Source organism: Bradyrhizobium sp. CCBAU 21365 (assembly GCF_015291305.1).
Classification (GTDB): Bacteria; Pseudomonadota; Alphaproteobacteria; order Rhizobiales; family Xanthobacteraceae; genus Bradyrhizobium; species Bradyrhizobium elkanii.
In genome coordinates this window covers 1629304-1642415 of sequence record NZ_CP030036.1, presented here as the reverse complement: position 1 = coordinate 1642415, position 13112 = coordinate 1629304, and the positions used below count along the sequence as shown (strand labels likewise).

Genomic DNA, 13112 nt, shown 5'->3' with positions numbered 1-13112 from the left:
ACGTGAATGCAATCCGTACGAATCGAACACGCGCGCGAGGCGTACATGCGCGCGCACGCTGCGCCATTCACATGTGAGCGTCGAGATGACGAAAGTCACAAGTGCCCGTCGAATTTTTCGGCGAGCACAGCGCGCTGAGCAAAGCGATGCGTCCCAGGCGGCTCGCGCCGTCCCGCGAGATCATGCCGAGCGCAACGCGAGAGAAAACCGTTCCGCTGTTGCTCAAGCCTGCACGCGTGCGGACTTCCTGTAATCAGCGGTTTCGGCGCGCAGCAGATCGCAGAATTGAAGTGCAAGGCGGCTTCGCGGCCGCTGCGAAGGAAGCAGCAACATGGTGGCGATCTCCAGCCGTGGCACGAACGGCTTGAGTACGATTCTGGAGCTTGCAAAGTCCCGGGCCACGATCGGGTCGACGATCGAAAAACCCAGTCCCTGTGCAACCAAGGCACAACGCTGCATGCTGTACTGGATCTCCGCGACCGTCTTGATCTCGACCTTGGCCTCATCGAGGATGCGTTCAAAACGGGATCGATGCGGTGCGCTCGGGGAAGCTGCGATCATGGGCTCTCCTCGCAGATCTTGCGCCGCGATCGATCGCTTCGAGCGCAACCGGTGCTGGCGGGGCAGGACGCAGACCGCCTCCGTTGTCATGAGGAGCTCGTCGTCGACCGCGGCAAACCCCGCCTGCGGCCGCGCCAGTCCGACGTCGCATTGTCCCGACGCCACCAGACTCCAGACCCGCTCGGGGCTGTGGACAGCCACGGATACGACGATGTCGGGATTCTTCCGCAGGAAGCTGCTGACGATCCGCGGCATCAACGAATAGGTGAACGCCGGAAGACATGCGATCCTGAGCGTCCCGCTGCCGCGCTCGCGAATGCCCCGCGCGGCGCGCGCCAGATACTCGAGGCCGGCCTGGTTTCTCTCGACCTCGCGCAGGAATATCTCGCCTTCCGGCGTCAGCGTGACGCCGCCTCGCCCGCGTTCGAACAACGCAAAACCGATCTCGCGCTCGAGACGTGCGATCGCGCGGCTGATGAAAGGCTGCCCCACCCGAAGGCTCAAGGCGGCCTTGGTGATTCCGTTGTGGCGCACGACCTCTCGAAACAGGTCGACATGTCTTGGATTGAGCGGCATGACCAATTTGCATATGAACTGGCGTTCCGGTCATTTGACGGCATGCCCATCGGGTGCGTCAATAGGGCATGCACCCGTCGAGCAACCATGCAAGCTTCGCCACCGACCTTATCCTGTTGACCAGGATCACCGGCCCGGAGTCTTCGCGCGCACGGCAGCTTCGCGAGGCGGCCATGTTGCGGCGGCTCGATCGTGGCACATCTGACCGGCCGAATACCGCATGCCTGGCGGCGGCACGGGACCAGGTCGACACCGCGGCCGCGTTCGCAATCGAGGCCGCGGGATCGGGAGACCTTCTCGGCGTTTCAGGGTTCGGCGCGATCGACCGGCACGAGAAGCGGGCTACGTTCGCCCCCATCTGGACCATCGGACGACTGAACGAGGCCGTGCTCGTCAGTCACGTTGCACATCTCATGACGCGGTATGCGTTCGAGGTGCTCGAGGTCGAGCGGGCCGAGTTGCATCTGGACTGGCGCCTGAGACGCATGCTTGATCTCTACGTCGACCTCGGCTTCCGCTGCGAAGGAAGGCTTCGCGCATATTTCGCAGCCGATGAAGATCCGTCCGCCGATGCTGCGGTCCTGAGCATGGTTCGCTCCGAATGGCCCTCCGTTGTGCGTCGACAGCGCGCGGTTCTCGCCGGCGAAACCTGGCGCTACCGGCTTCCGTCCGACCGCCCTCCATAGCGGCGGCAAAGCTCGGACAGAACGATGTCACGCGAATGCCGGCGTATGACTCGACGGTCAAGGCACCCACTCAGTGTCGTCGCGGGTGATGACATCGAGAGCTGTTTGGCAGGTTGAACGGAAACCACGAATTCGTCGTTGTGAAGCGTGGCTTGCCGAGCCGTAGCTCGCGGCCGCAGGCCCGCCTCCGCCCGTTGGGCTTCGGCGCGGCATCCTTCTCTCGCTGCGCGAGCGAAGGATGGTGGGTGCGACAGGGATCGAACCTGTGACCCCTACCATGTCAAGGTAGTGCTCTCCCGCTGAGCTACGCACCCAAAGCGAATTTGGATCGGGTCCCTATAACGGACAGCGGCGGGGCAGGCAAGGATACAAAGTGAAGGTTTTTTGGCGAATCAGGCCGCCAGCAACTTGTTCACTTCGCTAACCAATTCCCTGAGGTGCACGGGCTTGGCCAGCACCTTGGCGTTTTTCGGCGCCTCCGAATCGGAATTGAGGGCCACCGCGGCGAAGCCGGTGATGAACATGATCTTGATATCGGGATCGAGTTCCGAGGCCCGGCGCGCCAGCTCGATGCCGTCCATCTCGGGCATCACGATGTCGGTGAGCAGCATTTCGAACGGCTCCTCGCGCAGCCGCTGGTAGGCCGACATGCCGTTGTCGTGCGGCGAGACCTTGAAACCCGCGTTTTCGAGCGCCTTGACCAGGAAGCGGCGCATATCGGTGTCGTCTTCGGCGAGAAGTATTTTCGGCATGGCAGGAATCGTCGAATCCGGCTTGAGGAGCAGTCCGAACAGTTAGCCCGACAGACGGTAAATTTCGGGTGAAATTTGCGTCAAGCCAGCGGCAAATGCGCGCCACCCATTTGTGGACTGAACCGGACATCGAATCAACCAGGTGCCGCTTCCACTGCTTTTAAGACGCGTTCCAGCTGAAACCACGCTCTTTTCACTTGGCAGAATGATCGCGATTACCGACAATGTGTGCCCATAAATCTCCGCTTTTCCGGCACACTCAGTTGTTGCGGGGCGAGGCGGACGCAAGGGACGGCGCCAAGGGAATGACCGAATTTGCTGGCGAGTTGTCGCCCCCGTTCGAGATCGTTGAGCCGCAGGCCTGGCGCGCGCCGATCATCTTCAATTCCCCGCATTCGGGCTCGATCTATCCGGCCGAATTCCTCGAGGCGTCGCGAATCGATGTGGTGTCGCTGCGCCGCTCCGAAGATTCCTTCATGGACGAGCTGATCGCGGGCCTCAGCGATCGCGGCTTTCCGATCGTACGGGTCAATTTCCCGCGCTCCTATGTCGACGTGAACCGAGAGCCCTACGAGCTCGACCCGCGGATGTTCACCGGGCGGCTGCCGAGCTTCGCCAATACGCGCTCGATGCGGGTGGCCGGCGGCCTCGGCACCATCCCGCGCGTGGTCGGCGACGGCCAGGAGATCTATCGCGAGCGGCTCGACGTGGACGAGGCACTGCGCCGGATCGAGGTGCTCTACAAGCCCTATCACCGCGCGCTGCGCCGGCTGATCAACAAGGCGCACCAGGCGTTCGGCGCGGTGATCGTGGTCGACTGCCACTCGATGCCTTCGGTCGGCGTGTCGCGCGACGAGCCGCGCCGGCCCGACGTCGTGATCGGCGACCGCTACGGCACGAGCTGCGCGCCGCTGTTGCCCGACCTCGTCGAGGAGATCATGAGCTCGCTCGGCTATTCGATCGGCCGCAACAAGCCCTATGCCGGCGGCTTCATCACCGAGCATTACGGCAACCCGGCGAGCGGCCTGCACACCGTGCAGATCGAGCTCAACCGCGCGGTCTATATGGATGAGCGGCGCCGCGAGCGCGGGCCGCGCTTCGCGCAGATGGCCGCCGACTTCGCCACCCTGGCGGATGCGCTGGCGAAAATCCCGTTCGGCGATCTCGGCCCGTTCCAGGCGGCCGCGGAGTAAACAATCCTTCGTCGGGCACTGCGATCCCGACGAAGTCATGAACCACGAATTCACACCGGCGGCGCGACAAGCGCCGAACTGGATTCTCGGTTCACTTGCGGAAACGACGGCCCAAGAAAAAAGGGCCGCTTGAATGAACAAGCGGCCCAAGTCTAGGGAGGAAACGCCCAAGGAGGGCAGCGATAGCGCGAGGCGCTACCGCACCGCAACAATATGCGACCGCGCTGCACAAAACGCAAGAACTTTCGAAACATTTCTTGGGTAATGTTGGAAAGTCTGGCGAAACTGCAACAGGCCGACAGGAGCGGCTTTCCGTATGTAGGATCAATATCTTACAAGGGAAGCCCCGAGCGGTCGGCGCTCCGCGCATAGCTTGTATACCAGAATTCGCAACTTCGTGATCGAGGCCGAGACCCGGGGCGCTTTCGAATCCGAAGCCAAATCGAAAGTCCGGAACCGCGTCATCGGGCTGGATAACACTCCGTTAATCGTGCGCGCCGCGCCGGATTGAGCTAGGCAAGAACGCATTCGATTTCTACCGCGTCGTTTGCGCAGTTCAGGGACATGCCGTGACGGTCATCGACTTTACCGCTTTCATCGGCCGCCTCGCGACCGCATCCGGCGAAACCATCCTGCCCTTCTTCCGCACCTCGCTCTCGGTCGACAACAAGAGTTCGAACGATTTCGATCCGGTCACCGAAGCCGACCGGGCGGCGGAAGCCGTGATGCGGCGGCTGATCAAGTCGAACTTCCCCCAGCACGGCATCGTCGGCGAGGAGTTCGGCAATGAGCGCGAGGACGCCGACTATGTCTGGGTGCTCGATCCGATCGACGGCACGAAATCCTTCATCGCCGGCTTTCCGATCTGGGGCACGCTGATCGCGCTGCTGCACAAAGGTACGCCGGTATTCGGCATGATGCACCAGCCCTATATCGGCGAGCGCTTCTCCGGCGACAACGGCTCGGCGCACTACTCCGGCCCGTCGGGCGAACGGCGGCTCTCGGTGCGGCGCTGTGCGGCGCTGAAGGAGGCGACCGTCTTCACCACGAGCCCGCTGCTGATGAATCCGGATGACCGCGCCCGCTTCGGCCGCATCGAGAACGCGGCGCGCCTGTCGCGCTATGGCGGCGACTGCTACTCCTATTGCATGCTCGCCGCCGGCCATCTCGACCTCGTGGTCGAGACCGAGCTGAAGCCTTACGACATTGCCGGCCTGATCCCGATCGTCACCGGCGCCGGCGGCGTCGTCACCACCTGGGACGGCAAGCCGGCGCAAAGCGGCGGCCGGATCATCGCGGCCGGCGACCCGCGCGTGCACGAAGCGGCGATGAAGCTGCTGAACGCCTGAGTTCCTGGCCTGATTCTTGAGTTGCCGGGCGTCTGATCTGCGCCCATCCTGACCGCAACCAGAAAAGTCAGGGATGGGCGACATGACGATGTGCGGCAGGCTGCTGGCAGCCCTTCTCCTGCTTCTCGCGCCCGTCACGGCTTTCGCCCAGGATTTCCCGACCAAGCCGCTCCGGCTGATCGTGCCGTTCCCGCCCGGCGGGCCGAACGACATCATCGCACGGGTGATGGGGCAGAAGATCTCGGAGCTCGCAAGGCAACCCGTCATCGTCGACAACCGCGCCGGCCAGGGCGGCGTGCTCGGCACCGACGCAGTCGCGAAGGCGGCGCCCGACGGCTACACGGTGGCGATCGCGAGCGCGGGCGCGCTGGCGATCAGCCCCAGCATGGAGAAGGTCGCCTACGACACGCTGCAGGACCTCGCGCCGGTGACGCTGGTCGCGACGGTGCCGGAGATGCTGGTGGTCGCCGCCAACGTGCCGGCGAAGAACATGAACGAACTGGTCGCACTCGCCAAAGCGCAACCGGGCAAGCTCAACTTCGCCTCCTCCGGCCCCGGCAGCCTGCCGCATCTCGCCTGCGAATTGTTCAAGCTGACGGCGAAGGTCGACATCGTGCACGTGCCCTATCGCGGTGCCGCGCCGGCGGTGAACGACCTGTTGGGCCAGCAGGTGCAGATGACCTTCCTCGACCTGCCGGTGATCCTGCCGCAGATCAAGGCGGGCGCGCTGCGGCCGATCGCGCTCGGCGGGCGCGAACGCGCGCCGACCGCGCCCGATGTGCCGACCACGGCGGAAACCGGCATGCCCGACCTGATCATCGAGAACTGGTACGGCATGGTCGCGCCGGCCGGAACCCCGCCGGCGATCGTCGCCAGGCTGAACCAGCTCACCACCGCGGCGATGGCCGATCCGATGGTCAAGCAAAAGCTCGCCGAGCAAGGCCTGACGCTCGCCGGCGACACACCGGAGCATTTCCGCGACTTCATCGCCGCCGACATCAGGAAGTGGGCGAAGGTGATCCAGGACGCCGGCGTGGTGACGACGAAATGAGCCTGCCGTCAGCGCTGCGCTTCGGCGCGCAGATAGTCCACGAGCTGCTTGGCCGCCCGCGGCAGCGCCTTGAAGCTGCGCGCGCAGATCGTCAGCCGGCGGTTGGCCCAGGCGTCGCGGATCCTTATCGTCGTGATCGGCATCGACGCCGCGCAGCGCCGCGCCGCGGTCTCCGGGATCACGGCGATGCCGACATCGGCGGCGACCATCTGGCAGATCGCGTCGAAGCCGCGCAGGCGGGCGCGGAAGCGCAGCCGCGCACCGAGCTTTGCGGCGTGCCGCGAGATATGAACCTGCAGCGCCGACGTTGCCGTGAGCCCGACGAAATCGCGGCCGACCACTTCCTGGAAGTCGATCTGGCGGCGGCCGCCGAGATCGCTGCGCCGCGACGCCACCAGCATCAGGCGGTCCTCGCTGAACAGAAAGCGCTCGACGCTGTCGGGCAGCGCGTGTTCCGCGGCGAAGCCGAGATCGGCGGCGCCGCTGGCGATCGCGGTCGCGATATCGGTGCTCTCGCGCTCCTCGACGTCGACGCTGATATCGGGATGCTCGTGCAGGAAGGCCGCGAGCGCGCGCGGCAGATGCTCCGACAGGCCCGAGGTGTTGGCGAGCAGCAGCACGTTGGCGCGCACGCCGCTGGCATAGGCGGCGAGATCGCTTTGCAGCGCCTCGACATTGTGGATCACGATGCGGGCGTGGCCGAGCAGGCTCTCGCCCGCCGCCGTCAGTTCGACGCCGCGGCGGCCGCGCTTGAGCAGTGCGACGCCGAGCGCCTCCTCTAGGCCCTTGATCCGCTCGCTGGCCGAAGCCAGCGCAAGGTTCGCGCGCGCCGCGCCCTGGGTGATGCTGCGCGCATCGGAAACCGCGATGAACAATTGCAAATCGGTCAGGTCGAACCGCATGACGTTTCCCGCCCCATACCTTCGGGTCGTCCGAAGGCTAACTCCGTAACCTCCAGATTGTGCCGTTCGCATCGATCGGTCAATGTGCCGCCATGGTCGACCATCTCCTGATCTTCATCGCCTTCGCCTTCCTGCTCGCCGGCTTCGTCAAGGGCACGCTCGGCCTCGGCCTGCCGACAGTCGCGATGGGGCTGCTCGCAACCACGATGGCGCCGGGCCAGGCGATCGCGATCGTGATCGTGCCGGCGATCGTCACCAATATCTGGCAGACCTTCGTCGGCCCCTATCTGCGCGACATCATCAAGCGGCTGTGGCCGCTGATGCTCGGCACCGTGGCCGGGATCTGGATCAATGCCGGGCTGCTGACCGGGCCTTACGCGGCCTACGGCACCGTGGTGCTGGGCGTGCTGCTGGTGATCTACGCAATCGTCGGCCTGAGCCGGTTCAGCTTCAAGGTCGCGCGGCGCGACGAGAAATGGATCGGCGGCATCGTCGGCGTCATCACCGGGCTGATCTCGGCGGCGACCGGCGTTCAGGTCATCCCCTCGATGCCGTTCATGCAGGCGATCGGAATGGAGAAGGACGAACTGGTGCAGGCGCTCGGCGTGTTCTTCACCACCGCGACCGTCGCGCTCGCCTTCAACCTCACGGCCTCGGGCCTGCTGACGGCGACCACCGCGCTGCCGGGCGCGGTCGCGATGGCGGCGTCGTTCACCGGCATGTTCATCGGCCAGGCGGTGCGCACACGGATGCAGCCGGAGGTGTTCCGCCGCTGGTTCCTGATCTCGATGATCCTGCTCGGCATCTATCTCGCCGGCAGCGCGCTGCTCAAGATCCACGGCTAGAGCGGCACAGCCAGAGCGCCAAGGCGCAAGCTAGCGCGCCTCCAGCGTCGCGACGCGGACGCCGAGATAGATGAACAGCGCGCCGAGCGAGCGGTTGATCCAGGCGATCACGCCGGCCGATTGCCTGATGCGGCCGGCAGCCCGCGCCGCGAAGGCCGCAAGACCAAGGCACCAGAGCGTGCCGCCGGTGATGAAGATCAGCCCGAGCACCAGGAAGGCGAGCGTCTTGTGCGGCGAATCGGCCGCCACGAATTGCGGCAGGAACGCCAGGAAGAACAGCGCCACCTTGGGGTTGAGGATATTGGTCAGCGCCCCCTGCCAGAACACGCGCGAGATCGAGGTCTCGCCGCCCTGCCCGGTGATGTCGGCGACCGGCCTGGCGCGCGCCAGCAGCATCTGCAGGCCGGTCAGCACCAGATAGGCCGCGCCGACCAGTTTGACGGCCAGGAACGCGGCCGACGAGGCCATCAGCAGCGCCGACAGCCCGATCGCCGCACCCAGCACATGGACCAGGCAACCACAGCTGATTCCGATCGCCGCAGCGGCGCCGCCGCGCCATCCGAGCTGAATCGTGCGCCCGATGATATAGGCGGTATCCGGCCCCGGTGTGACGTTGAGCAGCAGCCCGGACAGGACGAACAGCCAAAGCTCGTGAATTCCCAGCATGTCAGTGAGATTAACCTATGCAAGTAACCGCCCGGAAAGGATGATCTGCCAGCCGGCGCCATCCCGGCGACACACGAATTCAGTAGAGAAACGACTGTACCATCCGTTGGTCGCGTGCCAATTCCTGCTACTATGCATTATAGGTGCCTGCAAACCGGGCTTCCGCCGGACCCGGCCTGTCTTGTAAGTATCGGATTCGGTCACCTCGGCTAAGTGGCCATTCCAGGGCACAGGAGACATGGAAAGACGGCTCGCTGCCATTCTTTGCGCTGACATCGCCGGCTATTCCCGCATGATGGGGGCCGACGAGGCGGGGACGCATGCCTCGTTCAAGGCGCACCGCAGCGCGATCTACCCGATCATCCTCAACCACGGCGGCCGAATCGTCAAAAACACCGGCGACGGCTTCCTGCTGGAATTTCCGAGCATCATCGGCGCGATCGAGGCCGCCGTCGCGATGCAGACCCTGATGGCCGAGCGCAACGAACATCTGCCGGCCGACCGCGCCATGCACTTCCGGATGGGCGTCCACATGGGCGACGTCATGGCCGACGAGGACGAGGTGTTCGGCGACGACGTCAACATCGCCGTCCGTCTCGAGACGGTCGCAACGCCCGGCGGCATCGCGGTGTCGGACAAGGCCCGCACGGAAGCGGGACGGCGGCTTGCCGTCACCCTCGTCGACGCCGGCCCGCACCGCTTCAAGAACATCGCCGAGCCGGTCAATGTCTGGACCTGGGCGCCGGCCGGATCCGATGCCCAGGAGCAGGTTCCGGAAGACGGCCCGCATCTGCCGGGGCAATACCGGACCGCGATCGTCGGCGTGCTGCCGTTCGACAATCTGAGCGGCGGCGCCGACGAATATTTCTCGGACGGCTTGACCGAGGACCTGATCCACGCGCTGTCGCTGCAATCCTTCTATCGCGTGCTGAGCCGCAACTCGACCTTCGCCTACAAGGGCAAGAACGTCTCGACGCGGCTGATCGCGCGCGAGATCGACGCAACCTATCTGATCCAGGGTTCGGTACGGCGCGCCGGCAACAAGATCCGCGTCTCCGCCGAACTGATCGCGCCCGAGAAGGGCGAGCAGCTGTGGACCGGCCGCTACGACCGCGACATGGGCGACCTGTTCGCGATGCAGGACGAGATCACCGCGAATCTCTCCGCCGCCGTCGCCCAGGAGATCTACCGCGCCGAGGCCTCGGCGCCGGCGCGCTCGCCGAACGCCGAACTGACGGCGTGGGATCGCTTCCTGAAGGGGCTGTCGCACTACTACCACCAGACCAAGGACGATTGCGAAACCGCGATCGCGCTGTTCAAGGAGGCGATCGAGCTCGACCCTGCGCTGTCGATCGCGCGCGCCTATCTGGCGCTGATCCAGATCCAGAGCATCCAGTTCGGCTGGATTCCGAGCACGCGCGAATTGTGGGCCTCGTCGGTCAGCCTGGCCGAGAGCAGCGTGCGACTCGACCCGCGCTCCTCGTTCGCGTTTTCGCTGCTGGCCTATCTGCACGCGATGCAGGGCCATTACGAAGCCGCGATGGACGCCATCAAGCGGGCGATCGAGCTCAACCCCTACGACATGGGCGCGCGCGGCGTGCTGGGAATCTGCCACATGGTGATCGGCGATCATCGCAAGGCGGTCGATCTGTTCTCGACGGCGGTCCAGCGCGGCAACAGCGACCCGCGCTACCAATGGGCGGCGCTGAACGCCTTCAGCCATTATCTGCTCGGGCAATATGACGCGTCGTTGTCGTGGTCGCGCGAGGGGCTGTACCTGAACCCGAACCATCTGCAGTGCCTTGCGGTGCGCACCGCAGCGCTCGCCCAGCTCGGCCGCGCCGACGAGGCGGCGCAGGCGGCCGAGGCCCTGCTCGCCAACCATCCCGAGCTGACGGTCGAGCGTCACTTGCGCAATTTCCACTGGAAGAACCCGGCCGACATCGCGCATTACCGCGACGGCCTCTTGAAAGCCGGCCTGCCGTTCGGCAAACTCGCTCTGGTTGCGTCCACATCGAAATTCGCCGTCGACTCCTGAGCGAATTCATCCACCGGTAATGGATGCTTTTTAGGCTGACGCTTTTCAGGATGTGGTTTGATGTCCGATACGGCTGCACGCGCGGCGCCCGCCCCGCAGATTTCTCCTGACAATCCCTGCCCGTTCCTGCGGGCGCTCGTCGCCGGCAACTATGTCGGCGGCCATATCGTGCCGCTGCCTGAACTGACCGGCACCATCGGGCGCGCAACCGGCAAGACCGGGTTCGAGGGGCTCACCGCGCGAGCGAAGATCTTCATGGTGGCGCAGATCGCCAACGGCCTCGGTCCTTTCAGCCAGCTGCGCAGCCTGTTCCAGGGCGCCATTCTCGACGCGTTGCGCAACGGCCCGCTCGACAAGCACGGCGCCGGCTCGCGCATCCTCGACCAGCACGCGGTGGTCCATGAGGACGAGATTGCGCGGCTCGCGACCTTCGGCAAGGATTACAAGGCCCCCGACGGCAGCGTCGAACGCGGGCTGTCGGCCGCCGAGATCAAGACCTTCATGGCGGCGAATTTCCAGCGCGCCAGGGACGAGCATCCGCAGTCCTACGGCATCCTGCACTGCTACTATCCGCTCCTGATGCTCGGCGAGTGGCCGGTGCTGCTCGACATCATGGGCAAGGGCGAAGGCAAGGACCGCTATCTCAGCGTCGCCGAGGTCAGGACGCTGTTCGTGGACAAGCGCTTTCCGGACCGCATCGTCGCGCTGCTACAGCGCTAGATTTTTGCTTGATGCGTTTTCTTCACGCGAACCGGGATCCACTTCGCGCGAAAACGCCATGCCTCACTTGAACAGCGGCGTGCCCGGCACGAACGCATCGAACGCCGCCCAGAACTGGCCGCGGTAGCGGTCCTGCTCCTGCAGGATCTCGTGCTTGGAGCCGGCGATCACGAGATGCGAGCCGGCGCGCAAGTGATAGGCGAACTCCTCGATCGCGGCCGTCGACACCACCTCGTCATTGCTCGCCGCCAGCATCAGGATCGGCTGGCGGATTTCGGACGGATACGACATGCCGCGGAAGGTGCGCATCGCGGTGAACGCGGTGTCGGCCCAGGCGATCGTCGGCGCCGCGATGCCGAGCGTCGGATCTTCCTCCAGGATCGCCGCGTTGCGGGCGTGGCGCACCGGATCGCTGGTCACGGGATTGCCGATGAACGGCGCGAGGCCGACCAGTTCGTCGCTGCCGCCGGGAACGTAGCGGCCGCCCTGCCCGGCCAGCCGCATGATCCGAAGCAGCGCGCTCGGGAAGAACGACACGCGGCGGCGCGGCAGGTCGATCATCGGCGCCGACAGCACCATGCGGTCGAACCAGCGCTTGCCGGCATGCGCGAGGCGCAGCATCACCGCGCCGCCCATCGAATGCGCCAGCGCGAAATAAGGCGGCGGGCAATCCGGCAGCACCACCTGCTGCACGAAGGTCTCGACATCGACCTCGTAGTCGGCGAAGTCGCGCACATAGCCCTTGCGGGGATCGCGCAGCCGCCGCGACGAGTGGCCCTGCCCGCGCCAGTCGATCATCGCCACCGCAAAGCCGCGGTCGCGCAGATCGCGCACGGTCTCGAAATATTTTTCGATCATCTCGCCGCGCCCGCCGAACACGCAGACCGTGCCCTTGCGGCCGGGCGGCGGCGCCCAGCGCGCAAAGCGCAGCTCGGCCCCGTCTGGTGTCTTGATGGTGCCACTGACAACGTCGTCCGGAACCGGGTTGGCGGGAATCGAGACGAGCGTCATGAAGGGGACCGGAGTGGTGAGACAGGGTGGAGATCAAGGACGCCGGCGCCAAAAAATGCGACGCGGTTTCCGCCTCTTGAACGCGACGTGACCCCTCCCATATCACCTCCGTGCAGGCCGCTACCAGTGCTTCGGAACCGAAACATCAGGCTGCACACATCTAAGCCCGGCCCGATGGCGGGCGGGTAACTGAAACAGTCGCTCAATGGAGGACTATTCCTATGCGTAGCTACGACCTCACTCCGTTCTATCGTTCCACCGTCGGCTTCGACCGCCTCTTCAACCTGCTCGATCAGGTGACCTCGGACGGCAGCCCCGGCTACCCCCCCTACAACATCGAGCGCACCGGCGAGAATGCTTACCGGATCAGCGTTGCGGTCTCCGGCTTCTCGCAGGCCGAGCTTTCGATCGTCGCGAAGGAGAACACGCTGACGATCAAGGGCGAGAAAACCGCCAACGAGAACTCCGGCAACGGCTCCGAAGTGCTCTATCGCGGCATCGCCTCCCGCGCCTTCGAGCGCATCTTCCAGCTTGCCGACTTCGTGCAGGTGAAGAACGCTTCGCTCGAGAACGGTCTGCTCCACGTCGATCTCGTCCGCGAGATTCCCGAGGCCAAGAAGCCCCGCAGCATTCCGATCGGCGGCGGCGAGAAGGCCCCGCAGGTCGTTGACGGCTCGGCCGGCAAGGTCGCCGCCTAAGCAACAAACCCCGCGTCAGCAGATATTGGCTGATTGCGAAAACGCCCCGGGAAACCGGGGCGTT

Annotated in this window: 13 protein-coding genes and 1 tRNA gene; 8 read left to right on the top strand and 6 right to left on the bottom strand. The window is 65.1% G+C overall.

Annotated features, from left to right (window positions below):
- Positions 1–222: 222 nt before the first annotated feature.
- Complete coding sequence (locus XI02_RS07750) at positions 223–1137, bottom strand: LysR substrate-binding domain-containing protein (protein ID WP_172648654.1); 915 nt, start codon at positions 1135–1137, stop codon at positions 223–225.
- 68 nt (positions 1138–1205) lie between these two features.
- On the opposite strand from XI02_RS07750, the gene XI02_RS07745 reads away from it, so the two are divergent.
- Positions 1206–1823, top strand: coding sequence for a GNAT family N-acetyltransferase (locus XI02_RS07745; RefSeq protein WP_172648655.1), 618 nt, complete (start codon positions 1206–1208; stop codon positions 1821–1823).
- 239 nt (positions 1824–2062) lie between these two features.
- Here XI02_RS07745 and XI02_RS07740 read toward each other — a convergent pair.
- Positions 2063–2137: transfer RNA gene (locus XI02_RS07740), tRNA-Val, on the bottom strand.
- 78 nt (positions 2138–2215) lie between these two features.
- The gene (gene cpdR / locus XI02_RS07735; protein WP_016843340.1) at positions 2216–2575 is read right to left on the bottom strand and encodes a cell cycle two-component system response regulator CpdR; all 360 of its coding nucleotides are present in this window, start codon (positions 2573–2575) and stop codon (positions 2216–2218) included.
- A gap of 305 nt (positions 2576–2880) precedes the next feature.
- Between cpdR and XI02_RS07730 the strand changes: the two genes are divergently transcribed.
- From XI02_RS07730 to XI02_RS07720, 3 genes are all read left to right on the top strand, one after another.
- On the top strand, positions 2881–3768 hold the full coding sequence (locus XI02_RS07730; RefSeq protein WP_172648656.1) for an N-formylglutamate amidohydrolase: 888 nt from the start codon (positions 2881–2883) through the stop codon (positions 3766–3768).
- Positions 3769–4337: 569 nt separating this feature from the next.
- A complete protein-coding gene (hisN, locus tag XI02_RS07725; RefSeq protein WP_069275942.1) occupies positions 4338–5117 on the top strand; it encodes a histidinol-phosphatase in 780 nt (259 codons plus the stop codon).
- A 73-nt stretch (positions 5118–5190) separates the two neighbouring features.
- Positions 5191–6168: a tripartite tricarboxylate transporter substrate binding protein gene (locus XI02_RS07720; protein WP_172648657.1), complete on the top strand. Its 978-nt coding sequence runs from the start codon at positions 5191–5193 to the stop codon at positions 6166–6168.
- Positions 6169–6176: 8 nt separating this feature from the next.
- On the opposite strand, the gene XI02_RS07715 is transcribed toward XI02_RS07720, so the two are convergent.
- Positions 6177–7070, bottom strand: a complete 894-nt coding sequence (locus tag XI02_RS07715) for a LysR family transcriptional regulator (protein ID WP_018269712.1) — start codon at positions 7068–7070, stop codon at positions 6177–6179.
- A 92-nt stretch (positions 7071–7162) separates the two neighbouring features.
- Between XI02_RS07715 and XI02_RS07710 the strand changes: the two genes are divergently transcribed.
- Positions 7163–7915 (top strand): sulfite exporter TauE/SafE family protein, encoded by a 753-nt coding sequence (locus XI02_RS07710; RefSeq protein ID WP_172648658.1) that lies wholly within the window; start codon positions 7163–7165, stop codon positions 7913–7915.
- A 30-nt stretch (positions 7916–7945) separates the two neighbouring features.
- On the opposite strand, the gene XI02_RS07705 is transcribed toward XI02_RS07710, so the two are convergent.
- A complete protein-coding gene (locus XI02_RS07705) occupies positions 7946–8581 on the bottom strand; it encodes a LysE family translocator (protein ID WP_016844030.1) in 636 nt (211 codons plus the stop codon).
- Positions 8582–8819: 238 nt separating this feature from the next.
- Between XI02_RS07705 and XI02_RS07700 the strand changes: the two genes are divergently transcribed.
- Positions 8820–10619 (top strand): adenylate/guanylate cyclase domain-containing protein, encoded by a 1800-nt coding sequence (locus XI02_RS07700; protein WP_018269711.1) that lies wholly within the window; start codon positions 8820–8822, stop codon positions 10617–10619.
- A gap of 60 nt (positions 10620–10679) precedes the next feature.
- Entirely contained in the window at positions 10680–11339 is a 660-nt protein-coding gene (locus tag XI02_RS07695) for a hypothetical protein (protein WP_016844029.1), read from the top strand.
- A 63-nt stretch (positions 11340–11402) separates the two neighbouring features.
- On the opposite strand, the gene XI02_RS07690 is transcribed toward XI02_RS07695, so the two are convergent.
- Positions 11403–12350: an alpha/beta fold hydrolase gene (locus XI02_RS07690; protein WP_016844028.1), complete on the bottom strand. Its 948-nt coding sequence runs from the start codon at positions 12348–12350 to the stop codon at positions 11403–11405.
- A gap of 221 nt (positions 12351–12571) precedes the next feature.
- On the opposite strand from XI02_RS07690, the gene XI02_RS07685 reads away from it, so the two are divergent.
- Positions 12572–13048 (top strand): Hsp20 family protein, encoded by a 477-nt coding sequence (locus tag XI02_RS07685; RefSeq protein ID WP_172648659.1) that lies wholly within the window; start codon positions 12572–12574, stop codon positions 13046–13048.
- Positions 13049–13112: the final 64 nt, after the last annotated feature.

Bases quoted from the DNA above. Each gene is read 5' to 3' on its own strand.
- XI02_RS07750 (WP_172648654.1), bottom strand. From the start codon at position 1,137: ATGCCGCTCAATCCAAGACATGTCGACCTGTTTCGAGAGGTCGTGCGC.
- XI02_RS07745 (WP_172648655.1), top strand. From the start codon at position 1,206: ATGCACCCGTCGAGCAACCATGCAAGCTTCGCCACCGACCTTATCCTG.
- cpdR (WP_016843340.1), bottom strand. From the start codon at position 2,575: ATGCCGAAAATACTTCTCGCCGAAGACGACACCGATATGCGCCGCTTC.
- XI02_RS07730 (WP_172648656.1), top strand. From the start codon at position 2,881: ATGACCGAATTTGCTGGCGAGTTGTCGCCCCCGTTCGAGATCGTTGAG.
- XI02_RS07720 (WP_172648657.1), top strand. From the start codon at position 5,191: ATGGGCGACATGACGATGTGCGGCAGGCTGCTGGCAGCCCTTCTCCTG.
- XI02_RS07715 (WP_018269712.1), bottom strand. From the start codon at position 7,070: ATGCGGTTCGACCTGACCGATTTGCAATTGTTCATCGCGGTTTCCGAT.
- XI02_RS07710 (WP_172648658.1), top strand. From the start codon at position 7,163: ATGGTCGACCATCTCCTGATCTTCATCGCCTTCGCCTTCCTGCTCGCC.
- XI02_RS07705 (WP_016844030.1), bottom strand. From the start codon at position 8,581: ATGCTGGGAATTCACGAGCTTTGGCTGTTCGTCCTGTCCGGGCTGCTG.
- XI02_RS07700 (WP_018269711.1), top strand. From the start codon at position 8,820: ATGGAAAGACGGCTCGCTGCCATTCTTTGCGCTGACATCGCCGGCTAT.
- XI02_RS07695 (WP_016844029.1), top strand. From the start codon at position 10,680: ATGTCCGATACGGCTGCACGCGCGGCGCCCGCCCCGCAGATTTCTCCT.
- XI02_RS07690 (WP_016844028.1), bottom strand. From the start codon at position 12,350: ATGACGCTCGTCTCGATTCCCGCCAACCCGGTTCCGGACGACGTTGTC.
- XI02_RS07685 (WP_172648659.1), top strand. From the start codon at position 12,572: ATGCGTAGCTACGACCTCACTCCGTTCTATCGTTCCACCGTCGGCTTC.